The following is a 21,884-nucleotide window of genomic DNA, read 5'->3' as shown; positions in this document are numbered from 1 at the left end:
AGGCTAAAAGAAGGAGATTAATTATGAAAATAGCGGTTGCCTCAAATAATGGTAAAACTGTAAATTTACACTTTGGGGATGCTTCTCATTGCCTTATATTTGAGGTTGATGGGAATCAGGTTAACTTCGTTGAACTTAGAGAAAAACCCAGAAAACCCATTAATGATCATTCCGACAGGTGGAGACAATCTCTGGAACTTGTAAACGATTGCCAGGTAGTTTTATGCAGTAAAATTGGACCTGAACCTAAAGAAGCACTTCAAAATGAAGGAATAGAGGCAATGGAACATCAAGGAGAAATTAGGGGAGCAATTAAAGATTATCTTTCAAAATAACAAAATAATATGAAGTTTTTCATTCAAATTTACTAAAAAACAAGGAGATAGACAAATGGGCAAAGTAAAATTAGATTATGAAAAATGTGATGGTTTAGAGTGTGGAGAATGCGTAGATGTTTGCTCAATGGAAGTTCTTGTACTTGAAGGCAAAAAGATAGTAATAAAATGCGAGGATGAATGCAGCTTATGTGAGATTTGCACAGATGTCTGTCCTAATGACGCTATAACACTTGAAGAATAAACCCACATTTTTTTTCATTTTTTTAAAATAAAATAATTATTTTTTTATAGATTTAGGCGCATATTATATTAATTGGAGGTAATTTTTTTGAAAACAGTAATTACAGCCTGTACTCGTGATTGTCCAGGCGCATGTAGTGTTGTTGCCCACGTGGAAAATGGAAAAGTGGTTAAATTAACTGGAAACAGGGAACACAAATTTACAGCAGGATTTTTATGTGCTAGTACTAAAAATTACCTGAAAAATAAACTTTACAGTCCAAAAAGGATCCTTCATCCTCTTTTAAAAGAAAATGGAGAATGGAAAAAGATTGAATGGGACGAAGCTCTGGATATTGCAGCAGATAAGCTTAAAGAAACTAAAGAAAAATATGGAAGCACATCTATTCTTTATTATCAGGGTTTTGGAGCTCGTACAGCACTTAGAATCCTTAACCGAAGATTTTTCAATGCATTTGGAGGAGTTTCAACCCTATATGGCACAGTTTGTGGAGGAATTGGCCAGGCAGGTCAGGAACTTGATTTTGGGGAAAGAATATCTCATGATCCTTTTGATCATTTAAACAGCAAAATTATCCTCATCTGGGGCAGAAATCCAGCAGTTACAGATATCCACTTATGGAAAATTCTTAAAAAAGCCCGAAAAAATGGAGCCAAAATAATTGCAATAGATCCAGTTAAAACAGAAACTGCAAAAAGGGCAGATATGCATTTTCAGCCATCTCCAGATTCTGATGCATTCCTTGCAATGGCATTATCTAAAATTTTACTTATAGAAGAACTTGTAGACCATGATTTCATAAATAATCATGCTGTAAACTTCAAAGAGTATAAAAAAATTCTTGATGAATTCAGTCTTCCTTATCTTGCATCTAAATGTGATATTTCAGTTAAGGAACTTGAAGAGTTGGCCAGAATTTATGCTGAAGGTCCAGGTAGTATAATTTTAGGCTGGGGGGTGCATAGATACTTGAAAGGCCATCAAACATTTCGGATGATTGATGCACTGGCTGCAATTTCTGGAAACATTGGTATTTCTGGCGGCGGTGTTAGTCAGGGTTTTGAAGAATTTGGATTTTTTGATAATTCACTGGAAGGCGCAGAACTTGCTGAATATACAAGGAAACTCCCTATGCCCACAATTGGTGATGCCATCTTAAAGGCACAGAATCCACAGATTAAACTAATCTTTATAAGTGCTGGAAACCCGGTTGCCATGAATCTAAATTCTAGAATGGTAAAAAAAGCATTTAAAAGTGCAGATTACATGATAGCTGTTGATCATATTTTGAATGATACAACAGAGCTTGCAGATCTATTTTTACCTGCAACCACCTTTCTTGAAGATGAAGATCTCCTTGGAAGCTATGGAAGTAACTATGTAACTCCAATAAATCCTGCAGTCGAACCTCTTGGTGAAGCTAAGTCTGAACTATGGATATTTCAACAACTGGCCATAAGACTTGGATTTGAAGAGGAGATGGCCGGAACTCCAAAAGAATGGCTTTTGAAACTGGCTTTACCTTTAATAAAACAGGGAATATCACTTGAAAAACTCCAAAATATGCCAGTCAGAGTACCTTCAGCTCCAAAAACTCCATATATGGACAGAAAATTTAAAACTCCCTCAGGTAAGTTTGAATTCATTCAAGAATTTGAATACAATGAATGCAATAATGATAAATTCCCTCTTCGTTTACTCTCAATAATGCCTAAAAGATGGATATTATCTGATATTCCTCGAAATGAACAGAAGCATGGTGTTTTGGAAGTTCAGGTACATCCAGATATTTTAAAAGAAAAAAAAATCGATGATGGAGAGGAGGCACTTCTTGAATCATCTGTTGGAAGCCTAATTGTAAAATTAATTGAAAATAAAGAGCTTAGAAAAGATTATGTTCTTACAAAAACTGGTGGATGGTTAAAATACAATAAATGCGTCAATGTTTTAACTGAAGACATGATAAGCGAGCTTGGAAATGGTACTCCTTATAACGAGACATTTGTCAGGCTTGAAAAACTTTAGGGAACTATCTTTCCCTTTTCCCTTCAATAAACTCGTTCACCATTTCATATGCTTTTTCATCTATAAACTGTTCTGGTGGATGTTTCATGGTGTAAGCTGAAATTGAAGTTAACTGGCCACCAATACCTCTTTGGAGGGCTAATTTACAGCATCGGATTGCATCAATCACACATCCGGCTGAATTCGGTGAATCTTCAACACTGAGCCTTAATTCGATGTTCATGGGAACATCGCCGAAGGTTTTACCTTCCATTCTAAGAAAACACAGCTTATTATCTTTTTGCCATGGAACGTAATCACTTGGGCCGATATGGATATTTGGGCCATCCAGTCTTTCAGCAAGCACTGATTGAACTGCTTCTGTCTTTGATTCTTTCTTTGAATCAAGTCGGTCTCTGTTTAACATGTTGAGGAAATCTGTGTTTCCACCAGTATTTAACTGGTAAGTACGCTCTAATTTAACTCCTCTTTCTCGAAATAAGGTAGCTAATGTTCTGTGAATAACTGTAGCACCAATTTGGGCTTTTATATCATCACCCACAATAGGAATTCCTTTTTCTTCAAATTTACTTGCCCATTCACTGTCACTTACAATGAAAACAGGCATGCTGTTTATAAATGCAATACCAGCATCAAGTGCACATTGTGCGTAGAACCTCGCTGCTTCTTCAGAGCCTACTGGGAGATAGTTTACAAGTATTTCTGCCCCACTTTCCTTTAAAATTCCTGTAATATCAAATTCTTCCTCTTCAGCAATTAAAAAAGTATAATCATTATCATATTTGTCCATATGGGGGGCAACACCGTCAAGTATTTTCCCCATAGCTACATTAACTCCTGTTTTTGGGATTTCGGGATAAAATACGGTTGTACAGTTTGGTTTTGCAAAAATAGCTTCACTTACGTCTTTTCCAACCTTTCTCCTGTCTATATCGAAGGCAGCAACCACTTCTATATCGCCCGGCGTAAATCCTCCAATATCCCAGTGCATGAGTCCAATGGCATCATCGCTATTTTTATCCCTGTAATAATGAATTCCCTGAATTAATGAGCTTGCACAGTTACCGATACCAACTACTGCTATTTTTATCTTCTCCAAATGAACACCTTCTAGCACTTTAAAAACGTTAATATGTATTTTAAATTATTTAAAATTAATATTATAATTTATTTTATTTATTCTGTTCTTATCTAATATTCTATTCTCTTTTAAAGAGAATTAGTTAATAATACTATTAAATGTTTCGATCAACTCCTGATTGTTTATTGGGTTTAATAACTATTTAAATTCAAAATATGTGATAAAATTTATTATCAGTACCTTCATAAAGTAGTTTTATTTCAAGCACGATTAATATCTCTCATCTAATTCAGGATTACGAAGCCTGTGTCTGATGGTTCTTTCTAAGGAGCACCATAACAGTTTGTGCATACCTGGTAAGTGTTGTATTTAAACTACAAGCATTAATAAGATGATAATGATGGTTTTTTGCCGTAAATTGTGTTTGGAGATGAATATAACATGTTTTTGATTATATCCTCTGAAAGCTTGCTGGCCCCGAAAAACCTCTGGCTTTTCGAAAGATTTAATATACCACCATTCAATAAATTATCATGCCAGTGTTTTTTGTTGCAATACTAAATATATTACACTGCACAAAAATATCATTCACTTTACGATCTTGTAATTAGATCCAGAAACTTTATATTTGTTCAGTAATTTATTCGTGCTTTCAAGACTGTTTAAACAGGACTTAATAATTATACAATAGCTTCTAAAGTGAATTTAAGCTTATTATAATTTAAATCACTGAATTTTAAAGTTAATGTTACTCATATTTTAGTAAGGAGGAATTAAATTTGAGTAAAGTATTTATTACCAGCGCACTCCCTTATGCAAACGGACCCTGTCATTTAGGACACTTAAGATCAACTTACATACCTGCAGATATTTATGCACGTTATAACCGGATGAATAACGTTGAAGTGCTTTTTGTTTGTGCCACAGATGAACATGGAACTCCAATTGCAGTCAGGGCAGAAGAAATAGGAAAGTCTCCTAAAGAAATTGCAGATAAATTTCATAAAATGATTAAAAACGATTTAAATGCGTGTAACATATCTTTTGATTACTTTTCAAGGACCACTGACCCTATCCATTATGAAATAGGACAAAATTTCTTTTTAAAACTCTATGAAAATGGATATATATATGAAAAAGCAATAAAACAGCCTTATTGTGAGGAATGTAAAAGATTTTTACCGGATAGATACATAGAAGGGATATGTCCTCATTGTAAAGGAGAAGGGGCAAGAGGAGACCACTGTGAATCATGTGGAAGACATTTGGATCCTATCCAGCTTGAAGAACCAGCATGTCTTATTTGCAGCTCCACTCCTGAAATTAAAGAATCTACACACTATTTCTTTAAATTAAGCCATTTTGAAGAATCTTTAAATGAATGGATAACTAAAAATAGGGAATTACCCTCAAATGTAAAAAATTACGCTCTCGGGTGGATTAAAGAAGGTTTAAAAGACTGGATCCTTACAAGAGATATGGAATGGGGAATACCTGTTCCACTGGAGGAAGCTGAGGGTAAAATAATATATGTGTGGGGAGAAGCGTTCCTTGGATACATATCAGCAGCAGCACAGTGGAGTAGAAATGAAAATAAAGCTTGGGAAGATTACTGGAATGATAAAGCTGTTCATTTTATTGGTAAAGACATTATATATCATCATGCAATATTCTGGCCTGCATTACTCATGGCATATGGATGTAAACTTCCAGCAAACGTGATTGCCGGGGAATATCTCTCACTTGAAGGCAGAAAAATGTCAACAAGTAAAAACTGGGTAATTTGGGCATCTGAATTTCTTGAAAAGTTTGAATCAGACATTCTAAGATATTACCTCGTTATAAATGCCCCTTTAAATCGTGACACTGACTTTTCATGGGATGATTTCAGGCGAAGGGTTAATGACGAACTTGCTGATGTTTTGGGGAATTTTTTACACAGAACTTTCTCATTTACAGACAGATTCTTTGAGGGAAAAATTCCAGAACCTGGTGAACTTGATGAATACGATGAAGAATTTAAAAAAAGAATAAAAGCAATTCCGGAGGTTGTTTCCAAGCTTATTGAAAATTTTAAGTTTAGAGAAGGACTTGTTGAAATAATCAGACTTGCAAAATTCGCTAATAAATATTTTAATGACCAGGAGCCATGGAAGGCTGTAAAAGAGAATTCAAAGAAAGCTGCAAACTGTTTATATCTATGTAATCAGCTTGCAAAAACCTTTGCTGTAATTTTAACTCCCTATATGCCAGTAAAAGCAGTCCAAATCGTTGAAATGATGAATTTAGAAAATTTTGAAACTTGTAGATGGATTAAAGCATCTGAATTTGTTCCTGCAGGTCATAAAATTGGTAAACCTGAACCATTATTTAAAAAAATTGAAGATGAGATAATAAATAAGGAAAAAGAAGAACTTTACAAAAATTTAAAGGACAATGAAAACATGAAAAACATTATAAGCATTGAAGATTTTGCTAAAATCGATTTAAGAATAGGTGAAATAGCTGGAGCTGAACGCGTAGAAGGCTCAGAAAACTTATTAAAATTAAAAGTAGATGTTAAAGAAAAGAAATTACAGATCGTTGCAGGTCTTGCTAAAAAATACTCTCCAGAAGAGATAACAGGACAAAAAGTAGTGGTGCTTGTCAATCTAAAGCCTGCTAAACTCTTTGGAATAAAATCAGAAGGTATGATCCTGGCAACATCTCGTAATTTAAGTGTTTTAAAAGCTTCAGACGCTGAAATTGGGGAAAAAATTAAATAAATACATTAATAACACCATGGAAATTGGAAATAAAATGAGCGAATCAGTTTTAATTGCACGGGCTGAGAAGTTTCTCGAGAAAATAAAGCGTCAAAGAGTCCAGGTAGATAAAATAAAGGACTTTGAAAGCTTTATTGTTATATATCATTATCTTAAAGATAACATGGAGGAACTATATGATTTTAGAGATACCATGGAGATAAAAGGATATAAAGCCCCATATCGTTCTCTAATTCGCCCTTCTCATTTTATTACAACTGAATTAAGGGCAGATGAAGTTCATGATATTTCCCGTCAAACACAGTACTTCAGAATGAAAGCTGCAGCTAAAAAAAACATTTTAGATAGAGTTAAATCATCCATAGCATCGCATAGAATTGCAATAGGACATCTGGAGGAATTTGCAACTATAAAATGTAAAATATGTAAAAAACAGTTTAAAAGACACCAGATTGAACTGGTCGAATCTAAAAAATGCACATGCGGAGCTACTGACCTGGTATTAGAGCAGAATAAAAATGGAGTATACAGATTAGACATTATAAAATACTTGCCATTATCTGGAGAATACATGCTTAGAATGTCTGATCTGCCCTCTTTAGGGAGAGAAGCATTCAGGAACATTGTTAGAATCCTTAAACACGAAAAAAGAGGCATAGTAAAAACACTTTCCCTTGTGGTGAAAGTTTTTGAAGACGGCAGATGGATTAGAAAAAGAGTGCACATGGATGCTGAAGATGATAAGAATTATGAGCGGGAAATTAGAAAGGAATATGGCCCTAATGCACGTATAGAATTTTTACAGTTCCACCGGAAAAAACCAGCTATTATAAATGATCGGCATGTTCAAACAGCTCTTTCAATAGCGTATGTGAAGTGTGCTGCTGAAATTGCAGATAGAATCATGGAAAATGTTCTGGATGTGGTTTTAAAAAATAAAGAAAAGGTTAAAATTTACGATGACTCACTTAAAAAAGCCGCTGCATTTGCTGCTTCAATAGTAGATGATGTTGAAGAAAGGAATTTATTGAAAGAAGATAAATTGATAGAGTTATTAAGAGAGAATAACCTTTATAATAATGTTATGGATAAAGAGCTTCAAGATGACATAGATACAAGAGGAAAAATAAAGAGGAAGCTTTTTATTGAAATGCCGAGGGTATTGATTTTATGGGACATCGCAAAGTACTATTTAACAACTTCATATGACCGGAGGAACAAATATTCTGGACCGTTTCCTAATCTACGTCCAAACCTTGATACAAATCAATTAAAGGCATTCCAGGATTTTGATAAGGAAGTTGTTGCTATTTTAAAGAAATATACTGATGAAAGAATTGAATATATTCTGGATATTAAAGAAGTGGTTGCCAGAAAGTTTGAAATTGAAAATAAGGTTAAAGGCCTTCATGTTAAATCGAACCCGCCTGCTTTAGGTGCAGCGATTTTAAATACTTCTGCTAATTTATCTATTGAAAAAGCAGCTTATTTATTCCATGTAAATAGTTCAAAAGTTTTAAAAGAGAGGGATAAAATTGAAACTTTCAGAAAACCAAGTAAAAAAGCAAAACAGTTCCTGAATCTTATCAAAAAATAATTTGACCTCTTAATTAACTTTTTTAACACATTCACAGTAAAATTTATCTTATTGTAATATCAAATTTACCTATATGGTGATATTTTGAGCCGTGAGATATATGTTAATAAACCATTATCTTCACAGGTAATCATGGAACTTCTGGATAAGTATCCTGATCTTAAGAAAATAAAATCCCCCCAGAGCCTTTATATCAGAACTTCAAAGAAGTATCTGGATGCACTCTCCGAACTGGGAATTGAAGTTGAGCCGGTGACAAAAAGAGGCAGGCCAAAGAAATACGGTGCTAAAGAAGCTCGAAAAATCCATGACATGTTAATGGAAGGGTTTATCCCCAAAGAAATATCCCAAAAGCTGGATATACCACTGAAAACTGTTTACTATCTAAAAGATATGGAATTAAAGCGTGGGAGAAAGCCTAAATATTCTAAAGAAACAGAAAATGAGGTTAAAAAATTACATGAAGAGGGGTTTTCAGCAAAAGAAATATCCCAAAAGCTGAATATTCCATTAAGGACTATTTACGACCTTATTAAGCGTTGATTTTATATCCATTTTACATCCCGAGTTGTGAAAACATACCTGTTTGAAAATGAAGGGTTATAAACAATATTGGTCTGGTCTGATGTTCCAAATGATTCGCTTATTCTCTTTCGAGCATAATAATTAATACGATCGCCTAATGGATTTTTGTCGTGGTTCTTTAGGGTGGGGCCGGAAGCAGTAATACGAAGCTGAATCCAGGTTTTGTTGTAGGTTGCATTAAATCCACGATTTTCATATTCTACTTTTATAATTTTAACATTACCAGGATTAAGAAACCATGGACGTTCTTTATTGTATTTATCAAAAGCATCTTCAGGATAAATAGCAAAACTATTAACATTTGCACCTTCTATTGCCCCACTTCGTGCTGCAGCCATGGCCTGATTTAATTCAACATCCTCACTCAGGTAGGAGGTGATTCCCATCACCAGTACCATGATAAAACCTGTTAAAAAAACCAGTTCTATGCTTACCTGGCCCCGGGCATCCATGAATCATTACTGGTTATTAATATTAATATAATTATCCTTAATAAAGCACTGACTAACTTAAATTGTAGAGATAACTATCCAGCTGTTTCCATCAGAACCCTTAACATTTCTAATAGTGTAATTCTGATTCCCCTTCATTGAAACTGTGTTTTCTATTAATCTATCGCTGGATGAGATTTTTTTAGGACTTATAAATGATTTACCAGTATCTCCATCAATTAGAATAAAAACACCTGAAGAATTGACCCTGATATCATAACTTTCACCTGAAATATTTGCAGGTAAACTTAAAGTTACTGCATGGCCATTCCCTCCGTTATAAACTTTATTAATGGCTCCTGCAACATATTCTACAATCATACGAGCATTTCCAAGCTCATCAGTAGTTGAGGCAGCATCAATTCTCTCTGATGCAACTGATATGATACTGCTTATAATTACAAGAATTATAATGGATGCAAAGATAAGGTCAGTGCTGATAATTCCTCTCCTGTCCATAAGTTTGATATCTCTGTAAAACTACTTAAAAATTGCGGTATTGATGCTTTAGCATTTCTTTGTGTTAATTAGTACATTCTAACGAACTTCATGAGTTACATTTAAACTATACAGAACATGAAGGATTCTGGCACAGTAGATTTTTCCAGCGATTAAGGTCCTCCATAATCTTTATAACCTGTAGAGACAACATATCTCTAACAACTGTCTTTAAACCTAACATCCTTATAAACCATGATAATCTACAATGCACAAATTCTTTATGGGCCTAACTTCGATTTAATCAAAGGATACATTAAAATCGAAGAGGGAATAATAACTGAAATTGGAAAGGGAAGTATTAAAGGAGATTTAGATGCTAAAAACTCAATCATAATGCCTGCACTGATAAATGCACATGTACACATTCTTGATTCACCTGCAAAAGAGAAAATTGGATCAATGTCCCTGGATGAGCTGGTCAGGCCTCCTGATGGACTTAAACAGCAAATTTTAAGAGAAACTCCTTTTACAGAACTTCTAAAATCTGCAACAGAAGTTGTAAATGAGATGTTATCAAATGGAATCCTCAGTTTTTTTGAATTTTCAAATAATCCAGATATATCAAAACAGGCAGATATCTACAAAAAAGCTAAAATCTATTATGAACCACCGATTGCTCAAACTGACTTGGAAATAGAAAAAAATGAATTTAATCAGCAGATCATAGATTCCGTGTATGAAAATGCCAGAAAATGTGACGGTGTGGGATTAAGTGGAGTGGGGGAGTTTTCAGAATCTGTATTAAAAGAAATAGAAAAATTAAACCTTCCACAGGTGATCCATGCAGGGGAGCATGTTATATCACAAAACCGATCGCTTAAAATTACAGGAAAAACTGAAATAGAAAGAGCAATTCAATTAAAACCTGAATTTATTGTGCATGCCACCAACCTGTTTGAGGGAGATATTGAACATATAGTTAAAAATAAAATACCTGTTGTATGCTGCCCCAGATGCAACTCTATTCTTGGAGTGGGAGTTCCACCAGTGAAAGAATTTCTTGAAAGAGGCGTGCCTGTTGCACTTGGAACTGATAATGTTATGCTTAACTCACCAGATCTATTTAGGGAGATGGAATTTACCCTAAAAATTATGAATGTTACACATAAACGTGTTGATACAATTTCTCCAAATGAAATTCTTAAAATGGTTACATTAAACCCTGCAAAGATATTGAATCTTAATTCAGGAGTTATACAGGTTGGTAAAGATGCAGATCTATTATTTATCCGGCCTTTAAGAAATATGAATCCGGTTAATGATGCAGTATCTGCAATTGTAAACAGGGCAGATGCAAGAAATGTATGGAAAATTTTAAACAAAGGAAGTATTGTTTATGAGTGTGGTGTGGGGGGATACAATAGTGTATAGATTTGAACTACCATGACCTGAAGAGGTCAATGGATTCCTAATCCACCAGTTATTTTACTGGTTTTACCAAAGGCAATCCCCGTAGTTCCTACGGTTAGAAAAAACCTTGAATGACGTTGTTTGTCATTCAAGGTTTTCATATTGCGTGCAGCATTAACATCTCTATCATGGTCACAACCACAATCAGGACATATCCATCTGCGAATATTCAAATCCAAAACTTCTGTAACATATCCACAATTACTGCAAGTTTTAGAAGTGTATTTTTCATTAACAACTCTGAAATGTTTATCATACCAATCAGACTTATATTCTAATTGTCGCTTGAACTCAAACCAGTGTTGATCTGCTGTAGTTCTTGCTAAATACTTATTTTTCAATCCTAACTGGCTGTTCACATTTCCAACATAGATTTTATCAAATTCTTGTACTATTCGTGTTGTTGTTTTATGTAGAAAATCATTTATAATATTCTTTTTCTTCCAGTATAATTGGTTAAGCTTGGTTTTCGCTTTCAGCCAATTACACCCATTCTTAACTCTTTTACTTATGATTTGATTATATCTCCTTATTTTGTTGTCAACCTCTTTTAAATGGATTTTACCTGTTTTAAAGCCGTTACTAAATGTTGCCAGATTTTTTAATCCAAGATCAATGCCCACTACTTGATTAGTTTTCTTTAATTGTTTAACAGGACTGTTTTTAACATTGAAACTTACAAAATATTGGTTAGAGTTGTTTCTACTGATGGTTGCAGTTAATATGTCTCCACGAACTTTGCGACTGTACTTCATAGGGATTAGGCTCTTAATTTTGGGTAATTTCAATTTCCCCTCCACTATTTTAGCGTTTAAGGTTCTGAATGATTGCACAGGATTTTTACGGGATTTGAATTTTACCCATCCATTTCCTTTACCCATCATTTTATAGGCATTGAGGTTATCATATGCTTTTTGAAGGGCTGTGCTGTTAGCTTCTTTTAAAAATGGATGATGCTTCTTTAAATCATTTAATATGTTATTAAACAGTTTCCTGTTTGCATATACTGGTTTTAAACCATATTCCACTGCCTGTTTTCTATATACTTCATACATGACTTTAACATGGTTGAAAACAAAGCGTGCGCTGCCCATGTTAAATTCTAATATATCCTGTTGCTCTTTATTCGGATATATTCTATATTTATAGGATTTGGTCACGGTTTTCATCGTTTTTGTCTAATTCTGGTTTCATTATTTATTATAATACATGTTTTCACAGTATTTAACCCTTTGATTTAAGTATTAATCTGAAAATTCATCTAATGACTTATAGAAATCATAGTACTCTTTCAGAAATTAGATAAATTGTAGAATGCGTCCAGCACAGAAGCTGAAAGCCCCCATATTGTAAAACATAACAAAGTTTTAATATCTCCGGGTTACATATATATTGATATAATTTTTATTGGTATATTAATTTGGGGGTGTGTATATTAAACCAATAGATAGCTTTAATCTCCTTGTAACCCTTCAAGGTCATAAAGATTCTTATACTGGTGAAGAATTAATTGGAATAGAGGAAATAGAGCTTGCTCTTTCAAGTTATGAGCCCGTTCTCTATATAAAAGAATCTCAGTATCCTAACGTGGTCCTTGTGGAATTAACAATGGATCCAGAAGAAGCAGTGGCAATATTAAGCGAAACTCCAACAACAGTTATATCTAAAGTTGTCCCTATCGATGTGGTGGTAAAAACAAACATTGACACTATTTTAGAGAAAGCATGGGTCATTTCCCGGAAAAAAATGAAGCCTGGCGATTCATTTGTAGTTAGAGCTGACTTAAGAGGAAGGAGGCATATAAAATCAAAAGAAGAATTAATTGATGCAGTTACCAATGAACTCCTTGATAAATTAGACGAATCTCTGGATCCTCAATCTTTAGAGACTGAAAATCCTGATTGGGTTGTTCAAATTGAAGTAGTTGGTGATGATACTGGAATAAGTGTTCTAAAGCCGCATCAAATTTTAAAAAAAAGGTAGGCTCAAAGTCAAAAATTCAGGTGATACCATCAATACCAGTATGCTGATAATAGCAGGAATTATTGCTGTATTCATTGGAATAATCATTATATTTATAGGATCGGTGCTGCAATCAACTTCAAAAACAGAGGAAGTACATATTGGTGGAGTAATAATGATAGGGCCCATTCCAATCATTTTTGGGAATGATAAACGTTTAATTATTATTGGTGTAATTTTTGCAATTATACTAATGGTTTTATATTACATATTGTTTTACAGGGGCGGCTCTTAGAAAAATTTAGCTATTGTTCACCTTCTTATGCCATTTCCATGCAGTTTCAATTATCCTGGAAAGATCATGGTACTTTGGTTTCCATTTCAGTATTTCCATGGCCTTTTTTGAACTTCCAATTAAAACTGGGGGATCTCCAGGTCTTCTCTCCACTTCAACCTCTTTAATCGGTTTACCAGTTATTTCCCGAGCTGTTTCAATAACTTCTTTTACAGAAAAGCCATTACCATTACCCAGGTTAAAAATGTCACTTTTACCTCCTTTTTGAAGGTATTCAAGGGCTAAAATATGGGCATCAGCCAGATCAGTTACATGGATGTAATCCCTGATACATGTACCATCAGAAGTATCGTAATCTGTCCCAAAAATTTTTATATCCTCTCTTTTGGAGGAAGCCGCATCTAAAACCAGAGGAATAAGATGAGTTTCAGGGTCATGCATTTCACCAATTTCACAGTCTGGATCTGCCCCTGCAGCATTGAAATACCTCAAAGAAGCATATTTTAAGCCATAAGCATCACTGTAATCTTTCAGTATCTCTTCGACAATTAATTTACTCTTCCCATATGGATTTATTGGATTTTGAGGATGGTTTTCAGTTATGGGTATTCGGGCAGGATTTCCATAAGTTGCACATGTTGAAGAAAACACAAAATATTTTACATTTTCTTCAAGCATCACCTGAAGGAGGTTCAACGTATTTTTAACGTTGTTCATGTAGTATTTTTGAGGGTCTTCTACAGACTCTCCCACATAAGTGAAAGCAGCAAAATGCATCACTGCCTCAATTCTGTACTTCTTAAAAACTCTTCTTATATCTTCAATATCTCCAAGATCTCCCCGCTCGAAAATTCCCCATTTTACGAATTTTTCATATCCATAACTTAAATTATCAAAAACAACGGTTTTATAACCTTTTTTACTGATTTCTTTGTTTAAATGAGAGCCTATGTATCCTGCTCCACCTACTATAAGTATCATTATTTTACCCCTGATTTTTTCTATGAATCAGCTTCAAATTATTTATAGAAAAACCATAAATTTATAACTATGGATTTAAAGAAAATTGACTGGAAAGAGGTTGCAGTTGGTTTAATTACAGGTATTATATTAACATTGCTTCTTAAAATGAGATATAATCCCTGACCATAGCTAAAAATAATATTTAATCTGTTTGGGGCCATAATGAAATCGGGAGCACTTATAACTGGAGTTATAGTTTTATGTACATCCTTCCCTCTGAATTTAATCCCTGTTCCTGGACTTAGATTTTAATTCCTTTAAATAAATCTTTGATTTTCGAATGCATCAAAAAGCAGAGCTTTTGAAACTGTTCGACGGTTTAGTCTACTGGAACTTTTTTACTTTCTTTTGATTCTACAATAGGAACTCTAACAGTTAAAAGACCATTTTCAAAGGATGCACTGCTTTTATCAGCATTGAATTCGTGGGCCAAAACCCAGCAGCCAGTATATTCCATGTTTTTTCTTGGTGCACGAACACAAAAGGTATTTTCTGTTATTTTAACATCAATTTCATCTTTATTTACTCCTGGAAGCTCTATTTCCATGATGTATTCATCTTCAGTATGATAAATAAATGCTGCAGGAGACACAGGAATTTTTTGCTTTTCTTCTTCAACCATAAAATCACCAGATATTACTTTTATTAAAACAAGTATTTAAATATTTTTATAATCATTGCTACTCTTTAAATCAAAAAACGGGTTATACATCCTTATTAAATAATATAGAGACATAATATAGTTACAAAGAATAATATTCACCATCTTTCATCTGTATTTTTTTAATCAGGCCTTTGTTTTCAAGTTCAATAATCAAATGATACATTTGAATGTTGCTGAGTTTCAAATCGCCATAAAGAAGATTTCCCTCTAAAACATATCTTGAAATAAGCCCATTTTTTGACTTATTTTTAATTATTTCAAATGCTTTTTTTCCAGTTTGGTTTAAATCTTCTTTTAATACTTCTGCCTGTGAATCAACAACATTAATTTTAGATTCTGTTCCTTTTGTAAGTATATAATCGTCAGATTTAGAAATAAGATCTTTATTCTCTAAATTCCCAAGAATATCTCTTAAATCAATTTCAGATAAATTTGAATCTAATTTTAAAATATTATAAGGAACACCATTGCAGTATTCTGATTGAAAATATTTAATTTGATTTAAAACTATATTCTCTTTTTTAGTAATGGTAATCATATATAATAAGATTGCATTTAGATAACTTATTTTTAACTGAAGAGGTAAGGAGGAGTAAAAAATTAAGTTCTCCCAATCAGCTGAAATGGATGATAAATTGAAATTTTCATTAAATACCATGAAAATTCTTCAAAAAAGATATTTACTTAAAGATGAAGAAGGTAAAGTGATTGAAACGCCTGAATATATGTTTAAAAGAGTTTCAAATGCTGTATCCAGTGCAGATAACTTATATAAAGACGCTGATGTGGACAAAACAGAAGAAGACTTTTATGGTGTAATGTCCAGACTTGAATTTCTCCCTAATTCTCCAACCCTTATGAATGCTGGTACTCCTATTAACCAGCTTTCAGCATGTTTTGTCCTGCCTGTAGAGGACTCGATAGAGGGAATATTCAACGCCCTTAAAAACATGGCAATTATCCATAAATCAGGTGGAGGCGTGGGATTTTCATTTTCAAATCTTAGGCCAAAAGGAGATATTGTAAAATCAACAAAAGGTGTGGCTTCAGGGCCAGTATCATTTATGCGGATTTTTGATGTTGCAACAGATGTTATAAAACAGGGAGGAAGAAGAAGAGGCGCAAATATGGGGATACTGGATGTCAATCATCCCGATATAATTGAGTTTATTACTGTAAAGGAACAGGAAGGTGTTTTAAATAATTTTAACCTTTCTGTAGCAGTCAGTGATGAATTTATGAAAAAAGTAGAAAATGATGAGAAATACAGGTTAATAAACCCAAGAAATGGAAACACTGTAAAAAAACTACGTGCCCATGATGTATTTGAACTGATAGCCAGAACTGCGTGGAAATGCGGAGATCCTGGAATTATATTCCAGGATGAAATAAACAGAAAAAACACAGTCCCTTATGCAGGTAAAATCCAGGCTACAAATCCCTGCGTTACTTCAGATACATGGATAATGACTGAAAAAGGTCCACGACAGGTCAAAGAACTAATTGACAGAGGTTTTACTGCTATTTTGAATGGTGAAAAATGGAATGCATCAGGGTTTTTTTCGACTGGAAAAAAACCTGTTTATAAATTAAAAACAAAAGAAGGTTTCAAGTTACGCCTCACCGAGGATCATAAGGTCTTGAAAGTGAATGGATTAACAAAGTACAGGATGAAAACTGAATGGGAAATGGTTAAAAATCTTAAAAATGGAGATAAGATTGTTTTAAACAATCATAGAAATTTTAATGGTTGGATGGGAGAGTTCAGCGAAAAAGAAGGGTATTTAATCGGTTTATCTGGAAGAAAAACAGTCCCCGAAAAGATGGAGAAATCATCTTCCAGGTTTTGTAAGGGCCTGATTAAAGGATTATTTGATGCAGATGGTTCTCTGGATGAAAGTGGAATTGAAGGAGTCAGCATAAGATTTCAAAATGATCCTGAAATTCTTAAATCAATTCAGCGTATGCTTTTAAGATTTGGAATAATCTCAAGAATTTCACAGCATGAAATCATAATATCCGATGAAAATATGTTCTATTTCCATGATCTAATTGGTTTTGATGATCCGGATAAATCAGAGAGGCTTAATAGAGTTATAAATAGCTGTAAAAGAAAAATGAAGCCCGGATGTTTTACTGCAACTGTAGATAAAATAGTTCCAGATTGCATAGAGGAAGTTTACGACATCCAAATTCCGGGAATCAATGCATTTGATGCAAATGGATTTTATATCCATAATTGCGGTGAACAACCCCTTTTTAATTATGAATCATGCAATTTAGGCTCTATTAATCTTGTAAAAATGGTTAAAAATAATAAAATTGATTTTGATAAGTTAAAAAGAACTGTTAAAACTGCGGTGCACTTTTTAGATAATGTAATTGATATTAACAGTTTTCCCCTCCAAAAAATAGAAACTGAAACCCTTAAAAACCGGAAAATTGGTTTGGGAGTTATGGGATTTGCAGAAATGCTTATAATGCTTGGAATTCCTTATGATTCCCAGGATGCACTTGATACAGCAGAAAAAATAATGGAATTTATTAATTTTCATGCTAAAGAAGCCTCTGTCAAATTTGGAAAGAGAAGAGGCTCTTTTCCAAATTTCAAAGGAAGTAAATACGATAAAGAAGGTATATCTACAATGAGAAATGCAACAGTAACTACTATTGCCCCCACAGGCACTATAAGCATGATTGCAGGCGTAACAAGTGGAATTGAACCTCTCTTTGCTGTTTCCTTTGTTCGTGATGTGATGGAAGGCGAAAAGTTACTGGAGGTTAATAAGCTTTTTAAAGATCTAGCAAAAAATAAAGGATTTTATAGCAAGGAATTAATGGCTAAAATCGCTAAAAAAGGCAGTATTCAAGATATTAATGAAATCGATGATGACATAAAAGAAATATTTGTAACAGCACACGATATAGAACCAAAGTGGCACATAAAGATGCAGGCTACCTTTCAAAAGCATGCAGATAATGCTGTTTCAAAAACAGTGAACCTGCCACCAGATGCAAGCCCTGATGATGTAAAAGAAATTATTTTACTTGCCTATAAACTTAAATGTAAAGGAATTACTGTGTATCGATATGGGAGCAAAAGAAAACAGGTTCTGTATTTAAATAATAAAAAATATTTAAGCGCAGGTTCAGAATATTCTGGAGGATGCCCCTCATTTAACTGTCCCTATTGATATGATTACATAAAATCCCATAATAGATTATAATGCTAAATACAGTCAATAATTTAATTAAAGGCGATTAAATGATAGAAGTAGAAGTTAAAGCTAATGTTAACAGTTTCAATGAAGTTGAATCTAAATTAAACGAAATTAATGCAATAAAAAGTAAAACAGAGCACCAGATTGATACATATTTCAACAATCCATTATTAAGAGATTTCAAAAAAACTGATGAAGCATTGAGAATACGAAAAACCACCATTAACAATGGAGACTCTGAAATAATTCTTACCTATAAGGGCGCTAAAATAGACAAAGTGAGTAAAACACGTAAAGAAATAGAAGTTAATGTCAAAGATTCCAAACTAATGGGTTCAATTTTAGAAAATCTTGGATTTAAAGCTGTAGCTGATGTTCAAAAAGAAAGGACTACCTATCTATTCAATGAATATGTAATATCACTGGATCATGTGCTTGAAGTTGGAAAATTTGTAGAAATAGAAAGGGACATTGAAGAAGGAGAAGATTTTAAAGATGCCCTTGAGGAAATTTTCAGGTTATACAAAAAATTAGGTATCGAAAGCGGATTTGAACGGAAGTCCTATCTGGAACTGATGGGCGTTTATAAAGATTGATCACATCCTGTAAAACCATATAATTTGAATGTTAAATTTATACTATTAAATGAATATAAACTAAAATAATTAAAACTTAAAAAAAGCAGGGTGGAATCAGTTTGAAATATTTTGTAAGTCCTTTTAACAATTCTTTTGATTTAAAGTTTCCGAGAAATATAACCATATACGACACAACCATGAGAGACGGAGAACAGACTCCTGGAGTATGTTTAAGGACCCCAGAAAAGTTAAAAATAGCAAGAAAGCTTGATGAACTTGGAATACATCAAATAGAGGCAGGGTTTCCCATTGTTTCCAATGAAGAAAAGAGGTCAGTTAAAGCTATTGTAAATGAAGATTTAAATGCTGAAATACTGGTTTTATCCAGAACAAAAAAGGAAGATATTGAAACTGCCATTGATTGTGGTGTTGACGGTATAATAACTTTCATGGCAACGTCTGACCTTCACCTGAAGCATAAGCTCAAAATAACTAAAGAAGAAGCTTTAAATATCTGCATGAAATCCATTGAGTATGCCAAGGACCACGGCATTTTTGTGGCATTTTCGGCGGAAGATGCTACCCGAACAGATATAAACTTTTTAAAGGAAATTTATAAAAAAGCAGAAGATTACGGTGCTGACAGAGTACATATAGCTGATACAGTAGGTGCAATTAGCCCTCAAGGAGCAGATTACCTTGTGAGGGAATTAAGAAAAGACATATCAACGGAAATAGCAATGCACTGTCATAACGACTTTGGAATGGCTCTATCAAACTCAATTTCAGGGCTTCTTGCAGGTGCAACAGCAGTATCAACCACTGTAAACGGAATTGGAGAAAGGGCTGGAAATACCTCCCTGGAAGAGATTGTAATGGCTTTAAAGATAATTTATAATATTGATTTAGGATTTAACATTGAACACATCTATGAACTTTCTAAAATTGTGGAGGAACTTACAAACGTTAAGGTTCCTGACAATAAACCAATTGTTGGTAGAAATGTGTTCAGACATGAATCTGGAATTCATGTAGATGCTGTAATTGAGGAACCACTAACCTACGAACCATTCTTACCCGAAATGATCGGACACCACAGAAAAATAGTTCTTGGAAAGCATTCTGGATGCAGGGCAGTTAAAGCAAAACTTGATGAATGTGGAATAGAAGTTACAAAGGACGAATTATGCAAAATCGTTGAACAAATTAAAATAAGCAGGGAAAAGGGCAAATATATTAACGACAAGCTCTTTAACCAGATCGTAAGATCTGTACGTGGACTTGCAGATTTATAAGGGTTTGATTTAGATGAATATCACAGAAAAAATCCTCTCACGGGCTTCCAAAAAAGAAGTACATCCTGGAGAAATCATTGAAGCTGATGTAGATTTAGCGATGACACATGATGGAACATCACCACCCACCATAAAAATCTTCAGTAAAATTGCAGACAAGGTCTGGGATCCTGAAAAAATCGTCATTGTTTTTGATCACAACATTCCTGCAAATAATATAGGTTCTGCAGAATTTCAAAAAATAGCAAGGAAATTTGCAAAAGAACAGAAAATAAAAAACATATACACTCATGGCGAAGGAATATGTCATCAGGTGCTTCCAGAAAAAGGATACATTAAACCTGGAAGTGTTGTAGTAGGTGCAGATTCTCACACCTGCACTTACGGCGCTTTTGGAGCATTTGCAACAGGAATGGGTGCAACAGACATTGCGATGGTATATGCAACCGGCAAAACATGGTTTATGGTTCCTGAAACATTAAAAATAAATGTAAACGGTGATTTAGATAAATATGTAAGAGCTAAAGACATTATTTTAAATATAGCTGGAGAAATAGGTGCTTCAGGTGCAAATTACAGAACTCTAGAATTTCACGGCGAAACAATAGATTCAATGGATGTTTCAGGGAGAATGACCATCTGCAACATGGCCATTGAACTTGGCGCTAAAAATGGGATAATGGAGCCAAACAAAAACACGCTTGACTACCTGGAAAATAGAGGAGTTACTGATTTTAAAGTTGTAAAGTCAGATAAGGATGCAAATTACTTTAAAGATTATTTCTTTGATGTAACAGGTATGGAACCTCAAATAGCGTGTCCACACAACGTAGATAATGTTGTGGGAATTTCCAGGATTGAAGGAACATCAATAGATCAGGCATTCATTGGGTCCTGTACAAATGGGCGTCTTGAGGATTTAAAAGACGCAGCAGAAGTTTTAAAGGGAAATAAAGTTCATGAAGATGTCAGGTTGATCGTAGTTCCTGCATCAGCTGAAATATACTCTGATGCACTGAGGGAAGGAATTATTGAAACCATTGTAGATGCTGGAGCCATAATATGTAATCCTGGATGCGGACCATGCCTTGGAGCACATATGGGTGTTTTAGGAACCGATGAAGTATGTATTGCCACTACAAACAGGAACTTCGTTGGTAGAATGGGAGATCCAGAATCCTTTTTATATCTTGCAAATCCAGCAGTTACCGCATATTCTGCAATAATGGGTGAAATACGAAATCCACAGGAGGGAATATGAACATAAATGTAATGGAAAAAATAAACGAATTAGAAAAAAAAATTGGTAATCTTTCCAGTGCTCAAAAGATACTTCTTGCAACTGATGGATCAGTAACAACAATACTTGACGTCCTTAAAGGGCATATTAAGGTCAATACACTTATTCAGGAATTTCGAGAATCAGATGATGAGTCTACCAGAGATTTAGGAATCAAAAAAGGAGATATTATTAATTACAGGGCCGTTATTATGAGTAGTAAGTTTGAAGAGCCACTTATACATGCCATATCATTAACTCCAGTTAAAAAACTTGATAATAACTTTAAAGAAGACCTTTTAAAGGCAGATATTCCAATTGGCCGAATTTTGAAGAAATACAACATTGAATCAAGAAGGGAAATAACACATATTGGTGCTTTTAAGCCTGATGACGAACTTAAAAAAATATTCAATACAGATTCAATAATGCTTACACGATGCTACAATATAATCTACCAGAGAGAAGTTTTAATCAGGATAAAAGAAACATTTCCCTATAGTTTGTTTAGAGAATAAAGTTAATCCACATAT

The 21,884-nt window shown here is 34.0% G+C and carries 21 protein-coding genes; 14 read left to right on the top strand and 7 right to left on the bottom strand.

The genetic code is table 11. The annotated features are described in order from the left end of the window. Positions 1 to 23 precede the first annotated feature (23 nt). The 3 genes from PQ963_01415 to PQ963_01405 all read left to right on the top strand — a co-directional run bounded on the left by PQ963_01415 (position 24) and on the right by PQ963_01405 (position 2,604). On the top strand, positions 24 to 335 hold the full coding sequence (locus PQ963_01415; protein MEN4028330.1) for a NifB/NifX family molybdenum-iron cluster-binding protein: 312 nt from the start codon (positions 24 to 26) through the stop codon (positions 333 to 335). Positions 336 to 390: 55 nt separating this feature from the next. Beyond that, positions 391 to 579 (top strand): 4Fe-4S binding protein, encoded by a 189-nt coding sequence (locus PQ963_01410; GenBank protein MEN4028329.1) that lies wholly within the window; start codon positions 391 to 393, stop codon positions 577 to 579. An 87-nt stretch (positions 580 to 666) separates the two neighbouring features. Further along, positions 667 to 2,604, top strand: coding sequence for a molybdopterin-dependent oxidoreductase (locus tag PQ963_01405; GenBank protein ID MEN4028328.1), 1,938 nt, complete (start codon positions 667 to 669; stop codon positions 2,602 to 2,604). A 4-nt stretch (positions 2,605 to 2,608) separates the two neighbouring features. On the opposite strand, the gene PQ963_01400 is transcribed toward PQ963_01405, so the two are convergent. Beyond that, a complete protein-coding gene (locus PQ963_01400) occupies positions 2,609 to 3,703 on the bottom strand; it encodes an inositol-3-phosphate synthase (GenBank protein ID MEN4028327.1) in 1,095 nt (364 codons plus the stop codon). Between the two features lie 761 nt (positions 3,704 to 4,464). Here PQ963_01400 and metG point away from each other — a divergent pair. The 3 genes from metG (at position 4,465) to PQ963_01385 (ending at position 8,590) form a co-directional block, all read left to right on the top strand. Then, positions 4,465 to 6,450: a methionine--tRNA ligase gene (gene metG / locus PQ963_01395; GenBank protein MEN4028326.1), complete on the top strand. Its 1,986-nt coding sequence runs from the start codon at positions 4,465 to 4,467 to the stop codon at positions 6,448 to 6,450. Further along, entirely contained in the window at positions 6,431 to 8,047 is a 1,617-nt protein-coding gene (locus PQ963_01390) for a DUF530 domain-containing protein (GenBank protein ID MEN4028325.1), read from the top strand. The genes metG and PQ963_01390 overlap by 20 nt, the downstream gene beginning before the upstream one ends. An 84-nt stretch (positions 8,048 to 8,131) precedes the next feature. Next, positions 8,132 to 8,590: a helix-turn-helix domain-containing protein gene (locus tag PQ963_01385; GenBank protein ID MEN4028324.1), complete on the top strand. Its 459-nt coding sequence runs from the start codon at positions 8,132 to 8,134 to the stop codon at positions 8,588 to 8,590. A 2-nt stretch (positions 8,591 to 8,592) separates the two neighbouring features. Here the strand turns inward: PQ963_01385 and PQ963_01380 are convergent, their stop codons facing one another. Together PQ963_01380 and PQ963_01375 are read right to left on the bottom strand one after the other, a co-directional pair. Continuing rightward, positions 8,593 to 9,084 carry a hypothetical protein gene (locus PQ963_01380; GenBank protein MEN4028323.1) on the bottom strand — a complete coding sequence of 164 codons (492 nt, stop codon included), beginning with the start codon at positions 9,082 to 9,084 and terminating at the stop codon, positions 8,593 to 8,595. A gap of 57 nt (positions 9,085 to 9,141) precedes the next feature. Continuing rightward, positions 9,142 to 9,582 carry a hypothetical protein gene (locus PQ963_01375; GenBank protein MEN4028322.1) on the bottom strand — a complete coding sequence of 147 codons (441 nt, stop codon included), beginning with the start codon at positions 9,580 to 9,582 and terminating at the stop codon, positions 9,142 to 9,144. A 234-nt stretch (positions 9,583 to 9,816) separates the two neighbouring features. Between PQ963_01375 and PQ963_01370 the strand changes: the two genes are divergently transcribed. Continuing rightward, positions 9,817 to 10,995: an amidohydrolase family protein gene (locus tag PQ963_01370; protein ID MEN4028321.1), complete on the top strand. Its 1,179-nt coding sequence runs from the start codon at positions 9,817 to 9,819 to the stop codon at positions 10,993 to 10,995. 26 nt (positions 10,996 to 11,021) lie between these two features. Here the strand turns inward: PQ963_01370 and PQ963_01365 are convergent, their stop codons facing one another. Further along, entirely contained in the window at positions 11,022 to 12,203 is a 1,182-nt protein-coding gene (locus PQ963_01365; GenBank protein ID MEN4028320.1) for an RNA-guided endonuclease TnpB family protein, read from the bottom strand. Between the two features lie 259 nt (positions 12,204 to 12,462). Here PQ963_01365 and PQ963_01360 point away from each other — a divergent pair, with 259 nt between their 5' ends. Continuing rightward, a complete protein-coding gene (locus PQ963_01360) occupies positions 12,463 to 13,017 on the top strand; it encodes a THUMP domain-containing protein (GenBank protein MEN4028319.1) in 555 nt (184 codons plus the stop codon). 40 nt (positions 13,018 to 13,057) lie between these two features. Beyond that, complete coding sequence (locus PQ963_01355) at positions 13,058 to 13,291, top strand: DUF131 domain-containing protein (GenBank protein MEN4028318.1); 234 nt, start codon at positions 13,058 to 13,060, stop codon at positions 13,289 to 13,291. Positions 13,292 to 13,297: 6 nt separating this feature from the next. Here PQ963_01355 and galE read toward each other — a convergent pair whose 3' ends face one another. The 3 genes from galE to PQ963_01340 form a co-directional block, all read right to left on the bottom strand. Next, positions 13,298 to 14,272, bottom strand: a complete 975-nt coding sequence (gene galE, locus PQ963_01350) for a UDP-glucose 4-epimerase GalE (GenBank protein ID MEN4028317.1) — start codon at positions 14,270 to 14,272, stop codon at positions 13,298 to 13,300. A gap of 361 nt (positions 14,273 to 14,633) precedes the next feature. Continuing rightward, entirely contained in the window at positions 14,634 to 14,936 is a 303-nt protein-coding gene (locus tag PQ963_01345; protein MEN4028316.1) for an Hsp20/alpha crystallin family protein, read from the bottom strand. A gap of 121 nt (positions 14,937 to 15,057) precedes the next feature. Then, entirely contained in the window at positions 15,058 to 15,636 is a 579-nt protein-coding gene (locus PQ963_01340; GenBank protein MEN4028315.1) for a hypothetical protein, read from the bottom strand. On the opposite strand from PQ963_01340, the gene PQ963_01335 reads away from it, so the two are divergent. From PQ963_01335 to PQ963_01315, 5 genes are all read left to right on the top strand, one after another. Next, positions 15,614 to 18,172: a ribonucleotide reductase N-terminal alpha domain-containing protein gene (locus tag PQ963_01335; GenBank protein ID MEN4028314.1), complete on the top strand. Its 2,559-nt coding sequence runs from the start codon at positions 15,614 to 15,616 to the stop codon at positions 18,170 to 18,172. The two genes, PQ963_01340 and PQ963_01335, sit on opposite strands and share 23 nt — an antisense overlap. Positions 18,173 to 18,243: 71 nt before the next feature. Further along, positions 18,244 to 18,795, top strand: a complete 552-nt coding sequence (gene cyaB, locus PQ963_01330; protein MEN4028313.1) for a class IV adenylate cyclase — start codon at positions 18,244 to 18,246, stop codon at positions 18,793 to 18,795. 101 nt (positions 18,796 to 18,896) lie between these two features. Next, complete coding sequence (locus tag PQ963_01325; protein MEN4028312.1) at positions 18,897 to 20,072, top strand: homocitrate synthase family protein; 1,176 nt, start codon at positions 18,897 to 18,899, stop codon at positions 20,070 to 20,072. Positions 20,073 to 20,085: 13 nt separating this feature from the next. Beyond that, positions 20,086 to 21,333, top strand: a complete 1,248-nt coding sequence (gene hacA, locus PQ963_01320) for a homoaconitase large subunit (protein ID MEN4028311.1) — start codon at positions 20,086 to 20,088, stop codon at positions 21,331 to 21,333. Continuing rightward, positions 21,330 to 21,869 carry a chorismate lyase gene (locus PQ963_01315; protein ID MEN4028310.1) on the top strand — a complete coding sequence of 180 codons (540 nt, stop codon included), beginning with the start codon at positions 21,330 to 21,332 and terminating at the stop codon, positions 21,867 to 21,869. Before hacA ends, PQ963_01315 begins: the two co-directional genes overlap by 4 nt. Positions 21,870 to 21,884: the final 15 nt, after the last annotated feature.

Origin of the sequence: Methanobacterium sp., from assembly GCA_039666455.1 — an archaeon.
Taxonomy (GTDB): Archaea; Methanobacteriota; Methanobacteria; order Methanobacteriales; family Methanobacteriaceae; genus Methanobacterium_D.
This window is presented reverse-complemented; position numbering and strand designations above follow the sequence as displayed.

Bases quoted from the DNA above. Each gene is read 5' to 3' on its own strand.
- PQ963_01415 (MEN4028330.1), top strand. From the start codon at position 24: ATGAAAATAGCGGTTGCCTCAAATAATGGTAAAACTGTAAATTTACAC.
- PQ963_01410 (MEN4028329.1), top strand. From the start codon at position 391: ATGGGCAAAGTAAAATTAGATTATGAAAAATGTGATGGTTTAGAGTGT.
- PQ963_01380 (MEN4028323.1), bottom strand. From the start codon at position 9,084: ATGGATGCCCGGGGCCAGGTAAGCATAGAACTGGTTTTTTTAACAGGT.
- PQ963_01375 (MEN4028322.1), bottom strand. From the start codon at position 9,582: ATGGACAGGAGAGGAATTATCAGCACTGACCTTATCTTTGCATCCATT.
- PQ963_01370 (MEN4028321.1), top strand. From the start codon at position 9,817: ATGATAATCTACAATGCACAAATTCTTTATGGGCCTAACTTCGATTTA.
- PQ963_01365 (MEN4028320.1), bottom strand. From the start codon at position 12,203: ATGAAAACCGTGACCAAATCCTATAAATATAGAATATATCCGAATAAA.
- PQ963_01355 (MEN4028318.1), top strand. From the start codon at position 13,058: ATGCTGATAATAGCAGGAATTATTGCTGTATTCATTGGAATAATCATT.
- galE (MEN4028317.1), bottom strand. From the start codon at position 14,272: ATGATACTTATAGTAGGTGGAGCAGGATACATAGGCTCTCATTTAAAC.
- PQ963_01345 (MEN4028316.1), bottom strand. From the start codon at position 14,936: ATGGTTGAAGAAGAAAAGCAAAAAATTCCTGTGTCTCCTGCAGCATTT.
- PQ963_01340 (MEN4028315.1), bottom strand. From the start codon at position 15,636: ATGGTATTTAATGAAAATTTCAATTTATCATCCATTTCAGCTGATTGG.
- cyaB (MEN4028313.1), top strand. From the start codon at position 18,244: ATGATAGAAGTAGAAGTTAAAGCTAATGTTAACAGTTTCAATGAAGTT.
- hacA (MEN4028311.1), top strand. From the start codon at position 20,086: ATGAATATCACAGAAAAAATCCTCTCACGGGCTTCCAAAAAAGAAGTA.
- PQ963_01315 (MEN4028310.1), top strand. From the start codon at position 21,330: ATGAACATAAATGTAATGGAAAAAATAAACGAATTAGAAAAAAAAATT.